Source organism: Thioclava sp. F34-6 (assembly GCF_002213235.1).
Taxonomy (GTDB): Bacteria; Pseudomonadota; Alphaproteobacteria; order Rhodobacterales; family Rhodobacteraceae; genus Thioclava; species Thioclava nitratireducens.
Genome location: NZ_NBOA01000001.1, coordinates 177,613 through 196,503 on the forward strand (window position 1 = coordinate 177,613; position 18,891 = coordinate 196,503).

An 18,891-nucleotide genomic window follows, 5' to 3' on the forward strand; every position below is an offset into this window, starting at 1 on the left:
GCTTTACGACAAACGCTCAATGCCCGTGCAGATCTTGGTAGTCACATGTCAGTCTTTCGCCGGGCGCAGGTTGCGGTCCGCCCCCTTTTGTCTTTCGCGGCGACGCTTGCCGCTTTGGGTCTGATCTCCCGATTGGCCGTTCAGTCGGGCGTCGGGCCGGAGCCGTTGCGCGCGCTGAACGGGTGGATCGGGATGGGAACCGGGACGGCGGGCGCGGTGCTGGCTCTGGCGGGGGCGCTCTCCTGTGGCCGGGAGGTACGGATCGGGGCGCGTGGGCTGGCCGCGGCGAGCCTGCTGCTTTGCCTCGGGCGGGGCGTGCCCGCGCTCGCGCCGCTGTACCGGTGGGACGGCGTACCCGTGATCGAGCCGAGCGCCGCGACGCTTCTCGCGATGACGGCGGCGGCGTTTTTTGCGGTCGAGGCGCGGGCCTACCTGATCGGCACCGTTGCCCATATGACGGTTTTCGGTGGCGCGTTGATGTATCTGTTCTCGCATGTTTTCGTCCACGATCATCTGTCGGGGGAGATGTCGCTCGGCGCCTCGGTGGCGATCCTCTGTCTGGCCTATGCCGGGGTGATCTGCCGCGGCGACCGCGGGGTGATGCGGGTGCTGCTCAACGAACACGCGTCTGGCCGGCAAGCGCGGGCGCAGATGCTGCTGGGCGTGGTCGCACCGATCCTTCTGGGAACCTTCTACCTGCTCGCCGATCCCGAATTGGCCACGCGCGCGGAAATGCTGCTGCTGCTCGCGACGATCGTGGGGGTGAATGTCGGCCTGATCATCCTGATGGCGGTCTCGCTGGAGCGGACGGATCATGCGCGGCGTGCCGTGGAGCGGAAACTTCTCAACCGCGCGATGCGGGACGGGCTGACCGGGCTTTTCAACCGCGAGATGCTGTCGCGGCGGTTTCAGCAAGCCTTTAGCCAGGGGATGGGCGAGGGGGTCCCGTTCACCGCGCTGATGATCGATATCGACCATTTCAGGCAGGTCAACAATCGCGGTGGGCATGCACTCGGCGATCTGGTGCTGCGCCGCGCGGGGCGCAAGATGCGCGCGCAATTGCGGCTGGAGGACACGCTGGCGCGGATCGGTGGCGATGAATTCGCGGTGATCCTGCCCGGCGCGCGGCTGACCGAGGGCCTCGAGGCGGCGGAGCGGCTTCGCGCCGCCGTGGCCGCGCTGGGTTTCGAGGGGCAGCAGGCGCCTGGTCTGCGGGTCACCGTCTCCATCGGGGTCGCCGAATGGGAGTGCGGCGAGGAACTGCGGAGCCTTTATGCGCGGGCGGACGGGGCGCTTTACGCGGCGAAGAACCGCGGGCGCAACCGGGTTCTGCTGGCGCAGCCCTCCTTCGAACTCCGCGCCTCGGCGCCGCCCTTTGTCGCGCCGGACACGCGGGTCGAGGCGCTCAAGCTGAAGTCTGCGTGCCAGCCTGAACCGGTCGCGCGACGCGGCGCAAACCCGTCCGAACTGCAGCCATTCGCCGGACGGTAACCCGCCTGCCGCTTTGGGTTGTGATTGCGCCTTTGCGCGCCCGCGTGTATCAGGTCTGGCAAGATATTTTGCTGAGAAAGAGGTCACGCATGCGCCGGGTAGTTGTCACGGGTCTGGGGATGGTCACGCCGCTGGCTTGCGGGGTCGAGGAGACCTGGTCGCGGCTCATCGCGGGTCAGTCGGGGGCGGGGACGATCTCGCGCTTCGATGCGTCCAACGTGACCACGAAATACGCCTGCGAAATTCCGCTGGGCGACGGCTCCGACGGCACGTTCAATCCCGACGACTGGATGGAGCCGAAAGAGCGCCGCAAGGTCGACGATTTCATCCTCTACGGGATGGCGGCTGCGACGCAGGCCGTAAAGGATTCCGGCTGGGAGCCCGAGGATGAAGAGGGTCGCCTGCGCACCGGCGTGATGATCGGTTCGGGGATCGGGGGGCTCAGCTCGATCGCCGATACAGCCGTTCTCATCAAGGAAAAGGGTGTCCGCCGCGTCAGCCCGTTCTTCATCCCGGGCGCGCTGATCAACCTCGTCTCGGGGCAGGTCTCGATCCGGTTTGGCTTCAAGGGGCCGAACCATGCGGTCGTCACCGCCTGCTCGACCGGCGCGCATGCCATTGGCGATGCCGCGCGTCTGATCATGCTGGGCGATGCCGATGTGATGGTCGCCGGCGGTGCGGAAAGCCCGATCTCGGAGATCGGTATCGCGGGCTTCAACGCCTGCAAGGCGCTCTCGACCAAGCGCGGCAACGAGCCGGAGGCCGCGAGCCGTCCGTGGGATGCCGATCGCGACGGGTTCGTGATGGGCGAGGGCGCGGGCTGCGTCGTGCTGGAGGAATACGAGCACGCCAAGGCGCGCGGCGCGAAGATCTATGCCGAGGTGCTGGGCTATGGCCTGTCGGGCGACGCCTATCACATCACCGCGCCGTCCGAGGATGGCGATGGCGGCTTCCGCGCGATGAAAGCGGCGCTGGAGCGGGCCGATCTGAACCCCGATCAGGTGGATTACATCAACGCGCATGGCACCTCGACCATGGCCGACGTGATCGAGCTGGGGGCGGTGCAGCGCCTGCTGGGCGATGCGGCGTCGAAAGCCACGATGAGCTCGACCAAGTCCTCGGTCGGCCACCTTCTGGGTGCGGCTGGCGCAGTGGAGGCGATTTTCTCGATCCTCGCGATCCGCGATCAGATCGCACCGCCGACGCTGAACCTCGACAATCCGCCGGAAGAGGCCGTGATCGATCTCGCGCCGAAGACCGCGGTCAAGCGCAAGATCGACGTCGCGCTGTCCAACAGCTTCGGCTTCGGCGGCACCAATGCGAGCCTCGTGATGGGCAAGGTGGATAGCTGATGTGGCGTAACATCGTCTCGAATTTCCTGACGCTGCTGATCGTCATTCTCGTCGCGCTTGGCGGTTTGGTCGCCTGGGCGAAGAACCAATATGTCGAGCCCGGTCCGCTGGCCGAGGCGATGTGCCTGCGCGTCGCGCCCGGCGAAAGCCTGCAGGGCGTGTCGTCGAAGCTGAAGGAGAAGGGGGCTATCTCCTCTTCCTATCTCTTCCGCACCGGTGCGCAGTATGAGGAGAAGGCCGACAAGCTGAAATTCGGCTCCTACCTGATCGAGCCGAACACCTCGATGCAATCCATCGTGGGGCAGATCACATCTGGCGGGCCTTCGACCTGCGGCTCGGAGCTGGTGTTCCGGATCGGCGTGAACGGCAACGAGGTGCTGCTGCGCGAGCTGGACCCGACCACGGGCGATTACCAGAAGGTCGCGGAATACAATCCCGAGAGCGAAAAGCCGCCCGAAGGCTTCGAGGAAAAGGCCGACCGCGTCGATGTGCGCACCCGCGTGACCGTCGTCGATGGTGTGACCAGCTGGCAGATCGTGCAGGGGCTTAAGGAAGCGAGCTTCCTGTCGGGCAAGATCGACGGGGTGCCGGGGGAAGGCACGCTCGCGCCCGACAGCTACGAGGTGACGCGCGGGGCCGACCGGCAGGCGCTGATCGATCTGATGTCCGAGCGGCAGTCGAAGATCCTCGCCGATGCCTGGGACGGACGTGCCGAGGGGCTGCCCTATGACGACCCGCAGCAGGCGCTGACCATGGCCTCGATCGTCGAGAAGGAAACCGGCTTGCCCGCTGAGCGCCCCGAAGTGGCAAGCGTCTTCATCAACCGTCTCGAAAAGGGCATGAAGCTGCAGACCGACCCGACGGTGATCTACGGCGTGACCGAAGGCAAGGGTGTGCTGGGCCGCGGGCTGCGGCAGTCCGAGCTGCGCAAGGCGACGCCCTACAACACCTATGTCATCGACGGGCTGCCGCCCGGACCGATCGCGAACCCGGGCAAGGCGGCGATCGAGGCGGCGTTGCATCCCGATTCGACCGATTACCTGTTCTTCGTGGCAGATGGGTCAGGCGGGCATGCCTTCTCGAGCACGATCGAAGAGCATAACAAGAACGTGGCGAAGTGGCGCGAGATCGAGAAGCAGCGTCAGGAAGACGCATCAAGTAACTGAGATCACGTAAAGAACCCCGGTTTTCGCCGGGGTTCTTTTTTGCCCACGCCGCACAACCCGGAATTTAGAGCTTGACTCTGCGAACGCTCTCGGGTAGAGGTTTGGCATGCTAGGAGAAGTGGGCAAACGCCGCGGGGCAACCCGACGGCGTTTTTTCATGTCTCTCGAACGGACCAACTTGGAACGGGTGGGTTCGTACGTGACGCAAGACAACATGATGAACGAGGCGGGGGCGCCGGTCGATCTTCTGGATCAGACCGAAGCGCTCTATCGCGACGTGGCCGAGGAACTGGCGCAGGCGCTGCAGGGGGTGCGGTGCGGCGAGATATCCGAGGCGAAAGCGGCGGTGCAGGCGGTCAAGGACCTCCGCACCGCTTTTCATTTGGTGATGGAGGAACGAACGCGTGTCGAGAAACTCCGCAGACAGTTGGCAGGCGTCGCCGCCGGGCGGAATGGCGCGCTCGACTTCGATGCCGCCAGAGTTGAAATCGGGCGCCGCCTGGCTCGCCTCCGCGACGCCTGAGAGTGTCGAGGCGTTTCTCGACGGGCTTGATGACAACGCATTGCTCGCGCTGCCCTGGATCTTCGAGTTCTGGGCGCTCGATCATCAGCTTCCGCCCGAAGGGGATTGGAAAAGCTGGGTGATCATGGGTGGGCGCGGCGCGGGCAAGACGCGGGCCGGGGCCGAGTGGGTGCGTGCGCAGGTGGAAGGCGCACGCCCGCTCGACCCCGGAAGGGCGCGACGTGTTGCGCTGGTCGGCGAGACCTTCGATCAGGTGCGCGACGTGATGGTGATGGGGGAGAGCGGGATACTCGCCTGCTCTCCGCCCGACCGCAGACCGGTCTGGGAAGCGACCCGGCGCCGGCTCGTCTGGCCGAACGGGGCCACGGCGCAGGCGTTTTCCGCGCATGAGCCCGAGGCGCTGCGGGGGCCGCAATTCGACGCGGCCTGGGGCGACGAGATGGGCTGCGCCGCGATCGACAAGGGCACCAACGAGCCCAACAAGTTCCTCGATCCGAAAAGCTCGGAAAGTGCGCTGCCGCATTACTCGGACGGGCGGCGGGACGACTACATGCAGATGCAATATCTGCGGGCGATGACATCTTATTGGGGGGATGACGCGCGCAACCCGGTCTCGGAGTTCTATGGCGGCCCGATGGTGGATATGTCGCACGCCCATGTCTGGGCTTGGGACGTGCGACCTTATCCGCAATTTCCCGGGTTGCCGGACCTGTGGGAAGATGCTGCGAATTACGCGCGCGGACATTGGATTTCGGGGCGGGCGACGGCCCAGCCTCTGGCGCATGTGGTGGGCGAGATATGTGCGCTTGCGGGCGTTTCCGTATTCGACGTGAGCGCGCTGCACGGTGTGGTGCGCGGATATGCGATGCCCGGTGGGATCACGCCGCGCGGGGCATTGCAGTCGTTGAGCTTGATCTACGGCTTCGATGCGGTGGAGCGCGACGGGGTGCTGGTGTTCCGGATGCGCGATGCGTCGGTGGATGCGGAGCTTTTGCCTCCGCTGCTGGCGTTGGATAGTGAGGATCAGAGCCTCGAGACGCGGCGCGTCCCGGAGGCAGAGATCGCGGGACGGGTCCGGCTCGCCTATGTCGAGGCCGATGGCAGTTTCGAGACCCGCGCGGTGGAGGCGATCTTTCCTGATGAGGTGGATGGCCCGGCCTCCGCGAGCGAGGCGCCCCTGGCATTGACCCGGGCCGAGGGAATGCGTGTCGTCCATCGCTGGCTCGCCGAGGCGCGCGTGGCGCGCGATACGGTGCAGTTCACGCTCCCGCCTTCGATGGGATGGCTCGGGCCGGGGGATGTCGTGGTGCTGCAGACCGAGGAGGGCGCGCTGCGCTACCGGATCGACCGGATGGAACGCGCTGAAGCGATCCGTGTGGAGGCCGTGCGAGTGGAGTCGGGAATTTACGACCCCTCGGAAGAGACCGACGAGGTGGCGCGGATCGAGAGCTTCACGCCCCCGGTGCCGGTGACGCCTGTGTTTCTCGATCTGCCGCTTTTGACCGGGGCGGAAGATCCTTACGCGCCGCATCTTGCGGTCACTGCAAGCCCTTGGCCGGGGGCTGCCGCGCTCTATTCGGCGCTGGAGGATGCGGGCTATGCGCTCAACACGAAGGTCGAGACGCAGGCGGCGGTCGGGGTGACGCAGGCGATCCTGCCGCGCGCGCAGAGCGGTCTGTGGGACCGTGGTCCGGGCTTGCGGGTGAAGATGCTCTCAGGGGAATTGCACAGCGCCAGCGAGGCCAGTGTGCTCGCCGGGCTCAACGCGATGGCGATCGGCGATGGGTCGTCGGATCGGTGGGAGATCTTCCAGTTCGTCACCGCCGAGCCGGTAGAGCCGGGGGTATGGGATATCTCGACCCGGCTGCGCGGGCAGGCGGGCAGCGACGCGGTGATGCCCGATGCCTGGCCGGCGGGTTCGGTCGTCGTGATGCTCGACGGGGCACCGCGCCAGATCGAGGTCGCGCCCTCGGCACGTAATCTGGCGCGCCACTACCGCGTGGGGCCGGCGGGGCGGGGCTATGACGACCCTTCCTATATTCACACGGTTCAGGCCTTCGCGGGGATCGGGTTGCGGCCACTGTCGCCTTGTCATTTGCACGCCGGGGCGCTGGGCGGCGATCTGCGGCTGAGTTGGGTGCGTCGGACGCGGATCGGGGGCGACGACTGGGAGGCGCTGGACGTGCCTTTGGGGGAGGCGTCCGAGCGCTACCGCGTGCGGGTTCTAGACGGGCAGACGATCCGGCGCGAAGTGATAGTGAGCACGCCGGAATGGACCTATGGCGCTGCGGAGCGCGCGGAGGACGGGATGATCGCGGCGCCGACCTTCGAGGTGGCGCAGATCTCTGATGTGTTCGGGCCGGGACTACCGGCGCGGCTGATCTGGACGGGATAAGATGCGCGCGGTGCTCGACGGCGATCTGATAACGCTTGCACGGGCGGTGATGCTATGGCCGGAGGAGCGCCGCGTGGAGCGACTCCACCGGCTTTTCGATCAAGTCCATGCGGCCGATCGGTACTGCAAGAGGTTGCGTCGTGTGCACCCCTGCTGGGGCAATGGCGCGATCCTGAGCATGGCGCTGAGGATGCCGCGGGCGCGGGCACGGCCGGGCGATCCGCGCTATCTGTCCGCGCTAGGCTGCGTCTGCGCGGGGCTCGCCACGTGGCAATCCATGCGCCAGCCCGTAAACCGAAATGATCGAACGCCCCTTCCTCTATCCGCCGAAAAACCTATGTGTTAGGTTCTTGCGCGCGAAGAGGGAGTAATCCGATGAACAAGCAGATGGCAAAGGTTGCAACCGTCGATCCGGTCTGGACGCAGATTTGCGACGAGGCGCGGGCAGCGGTGCGTGACGAGCCACTTCTGGGCGCGCTGATCCATGCGGGGCTGTTGCATCACCCGACGCTGGAACGCGCGCTGGCCTACCGTTTCTCGATGAAGCTGGCCTCGGCGGAGATGAGCGAGCAGATTCTGCGCGAGATCGCCGAGGAAGCTTTCGCGGCCGATCCCGATCTGGGGCAGGCGGCCCGCGCCGATCTCGTCGCCGTGCATGAGCGCGACCCGGCCTGCCACCGCCTGATCCAGCCGTTGTTGTTCTTCAAGGGGTTCCAGGCGCTGCAAAGCTACCGGATTGCGCATTGGCTGTTCACGAACGGGCGTCGCGACATGGCCTATTTCGTGCAGATGCGCGCTTCGGAGCTTTTCGGCGTTGACATCCATCCCGGCGCGAAGATCGGCCGCGGCATCATGATGGACCACGCCCATTCGATCGTGATCGGCGAAACGGCCGTGGTGGGAGACAATGTCTCGATGCTGCATTCGGTGACGCTGGGCGGCACCGGCAAGGAAGACGAGGACCGTCACCCGAAGATCGGCAATGGCGTGCTGATCGGCGCCGGTGCGAAGGTGCTTGGCAATATCCATGTCGGCGACAACAGCCGGATCGCGGCGGGGTCGGTCGTCCTCTCGGACGTGCCTTGCTGCAAGACCGTGGCCGGCGTTCCCGCGAAGATCGTCGGCGAGGCGGGCTGCGAGCGTCCGGCAAGCGAGATGGACCAGCTGCTGCACGGCAGTTGAGCAAAGCTCAGATGGAATAGAGAGGCGGGGCTTCGGCCCCGCTTTTTTGTTGCCTCGCGAAAAGCCTCCAGGCCTCTCGAATGACTGCGCATCGTTTCCTTGGTGAAAATCTCCCCGGGGCGAGTTCGCGAATGCGAAGAGGGGGGCAGCGCCCCCCTCTTCAACGTCTCGAAACGTACGGGCCGGTCAGGCCAGCATCAGCATCGGGTTCTCGAGGTTCTCGCAGATCGCCTTGAGAAGCTCCGCGCCGAGCGCGCCGTCGATCACGCGGTGATCGACCGAAAGCGTCATCGACATGACGGTCGCCACCTCGATCTCGCCCTCGTCATTCACCACCGGCTGCTTGATGCCTGCACCGACGGCGAGGATCGCGCCATGCGGCGGGTTGATGACCGCGTCGAAATTCTCGATCCCGAACATGCCGAGATTGGAGATCGCGAAGCTGCCGCCCTGATATTCATGCGGCGCGAGCTTGCGGTCGCGGGCCCGGGTCGCGAGGTCTTTCATCTCCGCCGAAAGCGTCGAGAGCGATTTCGCCTCGGCATCTTTCAGCACCGGCGTGAACAGCCCGCCTTCGATCGCGACCGCGACGGCCACGTCCGAGGGCTTCAGCTTGAACACCTTGTCGCCGGCCCAGACCGCATTCGCATCCGGCACCGATTGCAGCGCCAGCGCGCAGGCCTTGATGATGAAGTCGTTGACCGACAGCTTCACACCACGACCCTCGAGCTGCTTGTTGAGCTGCGAGCGGAATTTCATCAGCGCGTCGAGCTTGACCGAACGGCGCAGGTAGAAATGCGGGATCGTCTGCTTGGCCTCGGTGAGGCGCGCGGCAATGGTCTTGCGCATCCCGTTGAGCTCGATCTCCTCGTACTCGCGACCCTCGTACATCTTGGCGATGGCAGAGGAGGATACCGTCGGCGCGGGCGCCGGAACGGGGCTCGCATCCGCGGATTTCGGCGCGTCCGATTTGGCCGGGGCTGCCTTGCCACCTTCGGCGGCTTCGACATCGGCCTTCACGATACGACCCTTCGGGCCCGAGCCCTTGAGCGAGGCCAGATCGACGCCCTTGTCGGCGGCGATGCGGCGCGCGAGCGGCGAGGCGAAGACGCGCTTGCCATCCGCATCCTGCGGCGCGGCAGGCGCTTTCTCGGTCTTCGGCGCGGCGCCTGCACCTTTCGAGCCGCCGGCTTTCGCGCCGCTTTTCTCGGCGGGGGCGTTGTCGGCTTCCTTGGTCTCTTCCGCGTCCTCGGCCGCTTCGGCCTGAGCCGCGGCCGGGGCAGGGCTTTCGGCCTCGTCCACGGCGGAAGCGTCTTCGCCTTCTTCCAGCAGAACCGCGATCGGGTCGTTGACCTTCACGCCGGAGGTGCCTTCGGCGACGAGGATCTTGCCGATCGTGCCTTCATCCACGGCCTCGAATTCCATCGTGGCCTTGTCGGTCTCGATCTCCGCGATGATGTCGCCCGAGGAGACTTCGTCACCCTCTTTCACGAGCCATTTCGCGAGCGTGCCTTCCTCCATCGTGGGCGACAGGGCGGGCATCAAAATCTGGGTTGCCATTGCGCTATCCCCTTACCGGTAGGTGACTTTTTTGACCGCATCGACGACCTCGTCCGAGGTCACGAGCGCCAGTTTCTCGAGGTTTGCCGCGTAGGGCATGGGCACGTCCTTGCCGGTGCAGTTGATCACCGGGGCGTCGAGCCAGTCGAAGGCGCGCTCCATGATCACGGCCGACAGGTGGTTGCCGAAGCTCGCGACGGGGAAGCCTTCCTCGACGGTCACGCAGCGGTTGGTCTTGCGCACCGAGGCGAGCACCGTGTCGTAATCCACCGGGCGCAGGGTGCGCAGGTCGATCACTTCGGCGTCGATGCCCTCTTTCTCGAGCTTGTCGGCGGCTTCGAGCGCGTGGCTCATACCGATGCCCCAGCTGACGATGGTGACATCCGCGCCTTCGCGCCAGATCTTCGCCTTGCCGAAGGGGATCGTGAAGTCCTCCAGATCCGGCACCTCGAAGCTCCGCCCGTAGAGGATCTCGTTTTCGAGGAAGATCACCGGGTTCGGATCGCGGATCGCGGTTTTCAGCAGGCCCTTCGCATCGGCCGCCGAGTAGGGCTGCACGACTTTCAGGCCCGGAACATGGGCATACCATGCGCCGTAATCCTGGCTGTGCTGTGCCGCCACGCGGGCCGCAGCACCGTTCGGACCGCGGAACACCATCGGTGCGCCCATCTGGCCGCCCGACATGTAGAGCGTCTTCGCTGCCGAGTTGATGATCTGGTCCATCGCCTGCATGGCGAAGTTGAAGGTCATGAATTCGACGATCGGGCGCAGGCCACCGAAGGCCGCACCGACGCCGAGACCGGCGAAACCATGCTCGGTGATGGGCGTATCGATCACGCGGCGGTCGCCGAACTCGTCGAGCAGGCCCTGCGTGACCTTGTAGGCGCCCTGGTATTCGGCGACTTCCTCGCCCATCACGAAGACGGTGTCGTCGGCGCGCATTTCTTCGGCCATTGCATCACGCAGCGCCTCGCGGACGGTTTGCGTCTTCATCGGCGTGCCTTCGGGCCAATCCGGCGTGGTGTCTGGCTTGGGCATGTCGTCGCCGTCGTCCGAGGACTTCGCCTTGGCCGGAGTTTTCGCGGGTTCGTCGCTGTCGTCGCTCTCGGCGGCGTCCGACCCGGTGTCGGGCGCTTCGGCCTCTTCCGCGGCGGAAGCGTCTTCGCCTTCTTCCAGCAGTACCGCGATCGGGTCGTTGACCTTCACGCCGGAGGTGCCTTCGGCGACGAGGATCTTGCCCAGCGTGCCTTCGTCGACCGCTTCGAATTCCATCGTGGCCTTGTCGGTCTCGATCTCGGCGATGATGTCACCGGCCGAAATCTCGTCGCCCTCTTTCTTGAGCCATTTCGCCAGCGTGCCCTCTTCCATCGTGGGCGAGAGCGCGGGCATCAGAATCTTGGTTGCCATCTGTCTTTCCCCCCTCAGGCGTTCTGCGGCGCGACATCGGTGTAGATGTCGGTGTAAAGTTCATCCACGGAGGGCTCCGGGCTCTCCTTGGCGAAATCGGCGGCGCCGTTGACGATCGCCTTGATATCCTTGTCGACCTGCTTGAGCTCGTCCTCGGTCGCGTGCTTGCCGGTCAGGAGAAGCTGACGGACCTGCTCGATCGCGTCACGCTCTTCGCGCATCTTCTGCACTTCTTCGCGGGTCCGGTATTTCGCCGGGTCCGACATCGAGTGGCCGCGATAGCGATAGGTCTTGATCTCGAGGATGTAGGGGCCCTTGCCCGCGCGGCAGTGCGCGACGGCCTTCTCGCCAGCCTGCTTCACCGCCAGCACGTCCATCCCGTCGACTTCCTCGCCGGAGATGCCGTAGGCGATGCCGCGCTCGTAGAAGTCGGGCGACTTGGTCGCGCGCTTCACGCTGGTGCCCATCGCGTACTGGTTGTTCTCGATCACGAAAACGACCGGAAGATCCCAGAGCTGCGCCATGTTGTAGGTCTCTGCGACCTGACCCTGGTTCGCCGCACCGTCGCCGAAATAGGTGAAGGTGACGTTGTCGTTGCCCTTGTACTTATCCGCGAAAGCGAGGCCCGCACCGATCGGCACCTGCGCCGCGACGATGCCGTGGCCGCCGTAGAAATGCTTCTCTTTCGAGAACATGTGCATCGAGCCGCCCTTGCCCTTCGAGTAACCGCCGTCGCGGCCCGTGAGCTCGGCCATGACGCCTTTCGGGTCCATCCCGCAGGCGAGCATGTGCCCGTGGTCGCGATAGGAGGTGACGCGCTTGTCGCCTTCCTTCGCCGCAGCCTCGAGGCCGACGACCACCGCTTCCTGCCCGATATAGAGGTGGCAGAAGCCGCCGATCAAACCCATGCCGTAAAGCTGACCGGCCTTCTCTTCGAAGCGCCGGATCAGCAGCATGTCGTGGTAATATTGCTTGAGTTCCTCGGCCGAGACATTCGCGCCCGCTTTGGCGCCGCTCGCCGAGCCTTTCCGTGCTGCCATTGGTCAGACCTCCCTTGGCCGGAATAGTTTAGCGTTAAACCATTCCTTACAGCAATGCCGGGCCGAAGGCAATGACCCCGCGGCATCGCGGGGCGGGAATGGCGCTCACGTTTCAACTAGGGCCGGTGAGGCAGTTTTCGAGCGATGTTTGTGCCGCAAAAACGGGCAGGCCGAGTAGCCTCTCAGCGGATCACGATCTCGTCGGAGCGCATCGCGCCCAGCACTTCGCGCGCCTGACTGTCGAGAAGATCCAGATCGAGGTAATCGTCGGAGAGGCGATGGGTCAGGTTGGCCATCCGGTCGACCTTGGCGCGCAGCGCATCGCGCTCGGCGCGCTTGGCGTCGATCTCCGCTTCGATCTGCACGCGGCTGAGAATGCCGTAGCGTCCCTGTACGGCGGCAAAGGCGAAATAGGCGCCGAGCACCACCGCCACGGTCACGAAAATCAGAGGCCCGATCGTTGGGCGTCTCATAACCATTGTCCTGCCTCTCTTCCGTATCGGTCGCGCTCCGTCCCCCGGAGCCGCGTCCTGACCTCTGCCGGGCCCTGTATCTCGAATCATGTCACATGTGATTCGTCATTGGAATCCCCCCTGCGATCAATTCTGCAAAGATTCCGCGCAGAGTTGCGCGTCGGCGAATTGTCTCGCATGCACCGCCCTTGGTTGCGCACAAACTTGTTCCCACCCGCGCATCTGGCTAAGCAGGCGCTAATGGAAACGCGCGCATGTGAGCATCTCCGGATTCATCGAGGCGATCGGATCGAAGAAGATTCGGCTCTTCGGCATCACCGCGTCCCCCGCCGCCGATGCGCGGGGGGCAGGCCCTCGTCGCTATCGTGAAGACTATCGGTGATTACATCCTTGAATGGCTGGAAACGCACACGGTGACCGGCGCCCGTCACGTCTGTCTCTACGACACTGGCTGCACCGAGGACACGCTGGCGAAATCGGCGCACGATACGCTTCAGCGCCCGGGCGCTGGCACTGGTGACAGAATATGCGGATACCTTCAGAAGAAGATGTCCTCGGCCTCCTGTGCCACGGATACGAAATCCACCGAGGATGACGGGAAGACCCCGGCATGCACCTCGCGCTCTGCGGGCATGGTGTAACTCGCCTCGACCGCGTCCAAAAAGCTGGCGATGTCATTCGAAATCTCGCCCTGGAAGGCATTGTTCGTGTTCGAAGGAAGCGCCGATCGTGCTTCGCTCAGCAAGCGCACCAACGCGGCCCGGCTATCCCGCAGGGGACCATCGCGGTCGGCGCGGACCATATCTGTCATGCCGTCCAACGCGGCGCCGAGTTCTGCCGCGAGGCTCTCCATGGCCCTGACCGCAGAGATATCCGCGCCGCTCTGCTCGTCCGGGGAAAGGAAGACCGCGGCGCTCGACTCCTGCAACAGGGCCAGGCGGACGATCCCGGCGATCCCGGCCGCGATCTCGAGTGTGCAGTCGCGCAGCTGCTCCGACACTTCGAGCGTCGCTCCGCCGTCCGGCCCCAGACGGCCGGAGACCAGGGTCGCGTTTATCCCGAGCAGCTGGATGCGTTCGTCGAGACGGGATATTTCCGCGGCGGACGCGGCGCTGCGGGCGTAAAGGGCCGAGAGAGCGGCCATGTCCGGCGCGATCCGATCGCGCTGCGCTGCAAGTTGCTCTGCCCCGGTCGCCAGCCGGCGGGCGCGTTCGGCCACGCCGGCCAGTGATCTCGCCAAGGGAGCCTCGGCGATGCCGGCGAGTTCGACGCGCGCGTTTTCGACCTGCACTCCCATCCGATCGAACTCCGGCAGGGCGGCCTCGATGCCCATCCCCAAGTCGTCGATCGCCGCGTGCAGCTGTCGCTGCGCGAGCGCCCGGGCGGCAGGTCTTACGCCCGCCGGACCGGCCTCGCCGCGCGCCGCCATCGCCTCGACATGTTCCAGCCTCTGCCGCGCCGCGTCACCGCATTGAAGATGGGTCACCGCGCTTTGAAGGGCGGATCCGAGACGTTGCCGCGCTTCTCCGACCTGTTCCACGGCCCGGAGCGGCAAGGAATTGCCACGCAGCGCACGGAGCAGAGCAGAGATTTCCCTTCGAACATCCCCGATGTCTTGCGCGGTCCGTTTCATGCCGCGGATCTCCGGGGCGAGGTGGGCCAGCTGCCGGTCGCCCTGCGCCAGTTCCTCCCCCAGCTCTGCCACCGCGCGATCGATCCTGTCGAGGATTGTCCGGGCCTCCGTGGCGAAGCGCGCCAGCGACCCCTCGTTCATGGCGCGGCTGACGACGAGGGCATTGGTCGCGATCATTCGCGCAAGCCGAATTCTGCGGACCTGAGCGGGGATCAGAGCACGGATCTCTGCGGCATTGCCGAGCAGCATTTCGGCCGCCTCGTCGAGCATGCCGAACTGGGCTTCGACCTTTTCGAGGAGCGTCCCGACGTCGCGCGCCGCCTCGTCGAGCCGTTTCAATCCCTCCTGGCCGGACGCCTCGGAGACGCGTCCCAGCATGGTCTGCATCGTACCGAGATCGTCGAGCCGTGCGAATAGCGCGGTCGATGCATTCAGGAAGACGGTTTCCAACTCGCCCGCCAGCTGCGCCGAAACTGTTCGGAGGGCGGCAAGCGACCGCGTGATATCATCGGTCATGCCGCACCGACCCGCATCTCGTACCGCGCGATCTCCGTCGCCAGCCCCTGCAGCGGAACCGTCCGTTCAGCGGCGCCGATGCGCATCGCCTCACCGGGCATCCCCCACACGACCGAGGTCGGCTTGTCCTGAGCGATGGTCTGGGCGCCGACCGCCCGCATCTCGGCCAGCCCGCGCGCGCCGTCATCGCCCATGCCCGTCATCAGGATCCCAAGCGCCGCCGGCCCGGCGGCGATCGCCGCCGAGCGGAACAGAACATCCACTGAAGGTCGATGCCGTGCGACATAGGGCCCATCGAGAATCCCCACGCGATAGCCCGCGCCTTGCCGCCGCAGAATGAGGTGGCGATCGCCCGGTGCGATCAGCACGCTGCCCGGGACTGGGCGGTCGCCATCGACCGCCTCGCTGACACTGACCGAACAGAGACCATCGAGCCGCCGGGCGAAGGCCGCTGTGAATTTCTCCGGCATGTGCTGGACGATCACGACCGGTGGCGTCGTCGGGGCAAGCTGCGGAAGCAGCGTCGCCAGCGCCTCCGTCCCCCCGGTCGAAGCGCCGATCACCACGAGCGGCCCGACGCCGGAGGGGATCGGCGCGCCGGGACGTGGCGGAGGCAGGATGACGTCGGCCGTAAGTTTCGGCCCAGGCGAGAGCTGGGTCGGCTCTGCCTTCATTCGGGCGGACGCGCGATCGCCGAAGCCGCGAAGTCCGCCCGCCTTCGCGGCGGCGCGTACGGCATCGGAGAGCCGGATCTGTGCTTCCTGCCGGGCCTCGGGTGAGGTCAGGCGCGGCTTGCCCACGACCTCGCGGGCCCCAATTTCCAGCGCGCGCATCGCCGCATGCGAGCCGGCATCGGTATGGCTCGAACAGACGACGACGGGCAGCGGGTGCTGTGCCATTATCTTGGCCAGAAAAGTCAGCCCGTTCATACGCGGCAATTCCAGATCCAGCAGCATCACATCGGGCAGCGCATCGCGCATTTTCTCGGCCGCGTCGAAAGCATCGCGGGCGGTCGCGGTCACCCGAATGGCCGGATCCGCGCCCAGAAGTTCGCACAGCGCCTTCCGCGCGGAGGCGCTGTCATCGACGATCAGAACCTTGATCTGCGCCATCATGTTGCTCCTTCGTTGCGGAACACGCCGGGGGCCATCTGAACGAGCGAAGGCACCTGTACGATCATGGACTCGGAATGGCCGACGATCAGGTAGCCGCCGCGACGCAGGTGTCGCGCCAGCGCGGCGAGCACCCGGTGCTGCGTCGGCGGGTCGAAATAGATCAGGACGTTGCGCAGCATGACAACGTCCAGACCGGTTTCGATCGGATAGGGTATCTCCATCAGGTTCATCGGCTCGAACCGGACCCGCGCACGGAGTTCCGGCACAATTCGTGCCTGCCGAACCGGGCCTTTCCTGCCCTGCATGAGATAGGCGTCGCGCAGTGCCGGGGGGACCGGCTCCAGATCCGATAGCGGAAAGACGGCGTTTCGCGCGATCTGCAGCACCCGGTGAGAGATGTCGGTGCCGAGTATGGCCCAATCCAGCCGGCGATCAGCCTGTGCCGCGCGGGCCAGCAGCATTGCCGCCGACCAGGCTTCGGCCCCGGTCGAGGCTGCCGCGCTCCAGAGCCGGAACCGGACCGTCCGTCCAGCGGGCGCAGGCGCGAGGCATTCGGGAATGATACGCTCCTCCAGAAAGCGGTAATGTGCCGGCTCCCGGAAGAAGTCGGTCTTGTTGGTGGTTATCAGATCGATGATTTGGGGCAATTCTTCGCGCATTGCTCCATCGTCGAACAGGTGACCGAGATATGCGTCCAGCGTGGGGAGGCCGAGCGCGACCATACGCTTGCGCAGGCGCGACTCGATCATCACGTTTTTAGACTCCCGCAACCGGATGCCGCTGACCTCGTGAACGAGGTCGCGGAACCGATCGAGCCTGGCGTGGCTGGTGCTGGTTGCCGCGTCTACCATTGTCAGGCGGCGAGTGCGGCCGACGCGAGAACAGCGACATCGTCCGCGAAGAGACCTTCGACATCCAGCACTGTCACGAAGGCGCCGTCACGCCGACCGATGCCGGCCACCATAGATTCGTGCCATTTCAGCAAATCCGCCTCGGCCAGCGGCCGGGTGACAGCCTCGTCGAGCTCTGTCACCTCGATTACCTGGTCGACCCGGAGCCCGATACTGTGATCGGCGTCACCATCGCCGCGCAGCCCCAAGACAATGATCCGCGTATCTGGCGCGTCATCGCAGTCGGGGCGTCCCAGAAGACGGCGCAGATCGATCACCGGTACCGAAGCGCCGCGCCGGTCGATCAGCCCCAGCAGATGTGCTGGCGTTCGGGGCAGTGGAGTGATTGGCCGCACGTCCAGAATTTCGACCACGGGCGCAACGGGCAGAGCGAAAAGCGTGTCCGCCAGTCCGAAGGTGACGACGGTACGGTGGTTCTGTGTCATGTCTTCGCATCCTTGCTGTGGGACTTGTGTCTGATCATGCAGCGTTGCGGCCGGCCCGGGTGAACTGAGCATCCAGCTCGTCCTCGCTGACGGTCATGTCGAAATCGAAGCCACCGGACTTGGGTGGCGATTTGGGCTGCGCGGTCGATGCCCGTCGTTGCGGTTTGCGGCCGGTGGACGTGGACGACGCCGCGTGCCCGGCGGGAGCGGCCATCCCGTCAGCCAGCCGGAACAGCGACATCGTCGCGCGCAGCGTCTCGGCCTGAGCCGACAGCTCTTCGGCGGTCGACGACAATTGCTCGGACGCCGAAGTATTTTCCTGCGTGACCTTGTCCAGCTGCTGGATCGCCAGATTCACCTGTGTGGCGCCGGTGGCCAGTTCCTGACTGGCGCCGCTGATCTGGCTGACCAGTTCGGCGGTGCGTTCAATGTCGGGGACCAGACCGTCGAGCATCCGGCCGGCATCCTCGGCAGCCTTGACCGTGTCCGAAGACAGTCCGCTGATCTCCCCGGCCGCGGTTTGGCTGCGCTCCGCCAGCTTACGCACCTCGGAAGCGACCACGGCGAAGCCTCGGCCATGTTCACCTGCGCGCGCGGCTTCGACCGCCGCGTTGAGAGCCAGGAGGTCGGTCTGGCGCGCAATTTCCTGCACCACCATGATGCGCTCGGCAATGGTCTGCATCGCAGTTACGGCGCGCGACACCGCCAAGCCCGAAGCCCGGGCGTCCTCGGCCGATTTCTTGGCCATGCCCTCGGTTTCGGACGCGTTCTCGGCCGTCTGCTTGATGCTGGCGGTCATCTGCTCCATCGAGCTCGACGCTTCCTCGGTCGAAGAGGCCTGCTCGGTCGCGCCCTGGCTGAGTTGTTCTGACGTGCTCGCCATCTCGCCGGCGCCCGAGGCGACGTTGCTGGCACCGCCGGTAACTTCGCCGACGATGTCGCGCAGCTTCTCGACCATGATGTTCTGCGCGCGCAGCAGATCGGTCACCTCGTCGTTGCCGCGCAACGTGGCCGTTTGCGTCAGATCGCCCTCCGAGACGCGGCGCGCCAGTTCGATCGAGCGATTCAGCCCGCGCGAGATCGTCATCACGATCCACGTGGCTGTCAGGGCGCCGAGCACCACGGCGGCGATCATCAACCCGATCACGGTCTGTCGCGCTTTGGCGTAGAGCGCATCGGTGTTCCGGATCGCCTCGGCCATGATGGCATGGTTGGAAGCCAGAATTGCGTCGAGGCTTGTCTGCATTTCGGTCCACTGGGCTTGTCCATCGCTCGACACGAGCCGGTAGGCCGACAAAGCCCCGTCGTTGTCGGCCATGACCATCGCGCGATTGTTGATGTCGCGCAGCTTGGCGTTGATGTCGGTATAGGTGGCGATTTCCGCCTTTCCCTCGGGTGTTGCCAGGGCAAGCAGGTCGGTGACCAACGCGTCATGGGCCTTTCGCCCGGCCGCGAGTTCGCTGCGTAATTCGGTCCGCATGGAAGCGCGTTCGCTCAGCAGATATTCCCGCACGTTGCGCTGGATGCGCAACTGCTCGGCATTCAGTTGCTGGGACAATTCGATCCTGCGCGCGGAGTTGTTGACCAGCTCGCCCAAACGATCGTTGAGGCGTCCGAGATCGCGGATCGCGAATGCGAGGCCAGTGCCAGCGAGGGCAATCAGAAGAATGAATGTGGCGGCCAGTTTGAGTTTCAAGGTAAA

The 18,891-nt window shown here is 65.4% G+C and carries 15 protein-coding genes; 6 read left to right on the forward strand and 9 right to left on the reverse strand.

Annotated elements, in window-relative coordinates:
* The first annotated feature begins 45 nt into the window (after positions 1–45).
* The 6 genes from B6V72_RS00835 (at position 46) to cysE (ending at position 8,109) form a co-directional block, all read left to right on the forward strand.
* On the forward strand, positions 46–1,491 hold the full coding sequence (locus B6V72_RS00835) for a GGDEF domain-containing protein (RefSeq protein ID WP_088724426.1): 1,446 nt from the start codon (positions 46–48) through the stop codon (positions 1,489–1,491).
* An 89-nt stretch (positions 1,492–1,580) separates the two neighbouring features.
* The gene (gene fabF, locus B6V72_RS00840) at positions 1,581–2,843 is read left to right on the forward strand and encodes a beta-ketoacyl-ACP synthase II (RefSeq protein ID WP_075775033.1); all 1,263 of its coding nucleotides are present in this window, start codon (positions 1,581–1,583) and stop codon (positions 2,841–2,843) included.
* On the forward strand, positions 2,843–4,009 hold the full coding sequence (mltG, locus tag B6V72_RS00845; RefSeq protein WP_088734211.1) for an endolytic transglycosylase MltG: 1,167 nt from the start codon (positions 2,843–2,845) through the stop codon (positions 4,007–4,009). The genes fabF and mltG overlap by 1 nt, the downstream gene beginning before the upstream one ends.
* A 157-nt stretch (positions 4,010–4,166) precedes the next feature.
* Positions 4,167–4,532: a hypothetical protein gene (locus B6V72_RS00850; protein WP_233243045.1), complete on the forward strand. Its 366-nt coding sequence runs from the start codon at positions 4,167–4,169 to the stop codon at positions 4,530–4,532.
* Complete coding sequence (locus B6V72_RS00855) at positions 4,462–6,927, forward strand: glycoside hydrolase TIM-barrel-like domain-containing protein (RefSeq protein ID WP_088734213.1); 2,466 nt, start codon at positions 4,462–4,464, stop codon at positions 6,925–6,927. Before B6V72_RS00850 ends, B6V72_RS00855 begins: the two co-directional genes overlap by 71 nt.
* 375 nt (positions 6,928–7,302) lie before the next feature.
* Positions 7,303–8,109 carry a serine O-acetyltransferase gene (gene cysE / locus B6V72_RS00860; RefSeq protein WP_075775017.1) on the forward strand — a complete coding sequence of 269 codons (807 nt, stop codon included), beginning with the start codon at positions 7,303–7,305 and terminating at the stop codon, positions 8,107–8,109.
* Positions 8,110–8,295: 186 nt separating this feature from the next.
* Here the strand turns inward: cysE and B6V72_RS00865 are convergent, their stop codons facing one another.
* From B6V72_RS00865 to B6V72_RS00905, 9 genes are all read right to left on the reverse strand, one after another.
* On the reverse strand, positions 8,296–9,669 hold the full coding sequence (locus B6V72_RS00865; protein ID WP_088718476.1) for a pyruvate dehydrogenase complex dihydrolipoamide acetyltransferase: 1,374 nt from the start codon (positions 9,667–9,669) through the stop codon (positions 8,296–8,298).
* 12 nt (positions 9,670–9,681) lie between these two features.
* A complete protein-coding gene (locus B6V72_RS00870; protein WP_075775015.1) occupies positions 9,682–11,076 on the reverse strand; it encodes a pyruvate dehydrogenase complex E1 component subunit beta in 1,395 nt (464 codons plus the stop codon).
* Between the two features lie 14 nt (positions 11,077–11,090).
* Positions 11,091–12,116 (reverse strand): pyruvate dehydrogenase (acetyl-transferring) E1 component subunit alpha, encoded by a 1,026-nt coding sequence (gene pdhA / locus B6V72_RS00875; RefSeq protein ID WP_075775014.1) that lies wholly within the window; start codon positions 12,114–12,116, stop codon positions 11,091–11,093.
* A 182-nt stretch (positions 12,117–12,298) separates the two neighbouring features.
* Complete coding sequence (locus B6V72_RS00880; RefSeq protein WP_075775013.1) at positions 12,299–12,595, reverse strand: septum formation initiator family protein; 297 nt, start codon at positions 12,593–12,595, stop codon at positions 12,299–12,301.
* A 532-nt stretch (positions 12,596–13,127) separates the two neighbouring features.
* On the reverse strand, positions 13,128–14,738 hold the full coding sequence (locus tag B6V72_RS00885; protein ID WP_088734215.1) for a hypothetical protein: 1,611 nt from the start codon (positions 14,736–14,738) through the stop codon (positions 13,128–13,130).
* On the reverse strand, positions 14,735–15,850 hold the full coding sequence (locus B6V72_RS00890) for a chemotaxis response regulator protein-glutamate methylesterase (RefSeq protein WP_088734217.1): 1,116 nt from the start codon (positions 15,848–15,850) through the stop codon (positions 14,735–14,737). Before B6V72_RS00890 ends, B6V72_RS00885 begins: the two co-directional genes overlap by 4 nt.
* Complete coding sequence (locus B6V72_RS00895) at positions 15,850–16,704, reverse strand: CheR family methyltransferase (protein ID WP_088734219.1); 855 nt, start codon at positions 16,702–16,704, stop codon at positions 15,850–15,852. The genes B6V72_RS00890 and B6V72_RS00895 overlap by 1 nt, the downstream gene beginning before the upstream one ends.
* A 2-nt stretch (positions 16,705–16,706) precedes the next feature.
* Entirely contained in the window at positions 16,707–17,189 is a 483-nt protein-coding gene (locus tag B6V72_RS00900) for a chemotaxis protein CheW (protein WP_088734221.1), read from the reverse strand.
* Positions 17,190–17,223: 34 nt separating this feature from the next.
* Positions 17,224–18,885, reverse strand: a complete 1,662-nt coding sequence (locus B6V72_RS00905) for a methyl-accepting chemotaxis protein (RefSeq protein WP_346394061.1) — start codon at positions 18,883–18,885, stop codon at positions 17,224–17,226.
* Positions 18,886–18,891 lie beyond the last annotated feature (6 nt).

What these genes read in the sequence shown, in the direction of transcription:
- B6V72_RS00855 (WP_088734213.1), top strand. Translation starts at nt 4,462, where the DNA reads ATGGCGCGCTCGACTTCGATGCCGCCAGAGTTGAAATCGGGCGCCGCC.
- B6V72_RS00900 (WP_088734221.1), bottom strand. Translation starts at nt 17,189, where the DNA reads ATGACACAGAACCACCGTACCGTCGTCACCTTCGGACTGGCGGACACG.
- B6V72_RS00865 (WP_088718476.1), bottom strand. Translation starts at nt 9,669, where the DNA reads ATGGCAACCCAGATTTTGATGCCCGCCCTGTCGCCCACGATGGAGGAA.
- pdhA (WP_075775014.1), bottom strand. Translation starts at nt 12,116, where the DNA reads ATGGCAGCACGGAAAGGCTCGGCGAGCGGCGCCAAAGCGGGCGCGAAT.
- B6V72_RS00895 (WP_088734219.1), bottom strand. Translation starts at nt 16,704, where the DNA reads ATGGTAGACGCGGCAACCAGCACCAGCCACGCCAGGCTCGATCGGTTC.
- B6V72_RS00870 (WP_075775015.1), bottom strand. Translation starts at nt 11,076, where the DNA reads ATGGCAACCAAGATTCTGATGCCCGCGCTCTCGCCCACGATGGAAGAG.
- B6V72_RS00835 (WP_088724426.1), top strand. Translation starts at nt 46, where the DNA reads ATGTCAGTCTTTCGCCGGGCGCAGGTTGCGGTCCGCCCCCTTTTGTCT.
- B6V72_RS00850 (WP_233243045.1), top strand. Translation starts at nt 4,167, where the DNA reads ATGTCTCTCGAACGGACCAACTTGGAACGGGTGGGTTCGTACGTGACG.
- mltG (WP_088734211.1), top strand. Translation starts at nt 2,843, where the DNA reads ATGTGGCGTAACATCGTCTCGAATTTCCTGACGCTGCTGATCGTCATT.
- B6V72_RS00890 (WP_088734217.1), bottom strand. Translation starts at nt 15,850, where the DNA reads ATGGCGCAGATCAAGGTTCTGATCGTCGATGACAGCGCCTCCGCGCGG.
- B6V72_RS00885 (WP_088734215.1), bottom strand. Translation starts at nt 14,738, where the DNA reads ATGACCGATGATATCACGCGGTCGCTTGCCGCCCTCCGAACAGTTTCG.
- B6V72_RS00880 (WP_075775013.1), bottom strand. Translation starts at nt 12,595, where the DNA reads ATGGTTATGAGACGCCCAACGATCGGGCCTCTGATTTTCGTGACCGTG.
- cysE (WP_075775017.1), top strand. Translation starts at nt 7,303, where the DNA reads ATGAACAAGCAGATGGCAAAGGTTGCAACCGTCGATCCGGTCTGGACG.
- fabF (WP_075775033.1), top strand. Translation starts at nt 1,581, where the DNA reads ATGCGCCGGGTAGTTGTCACGGGTCTGGGGATGGTCACGCCGCTGGCT.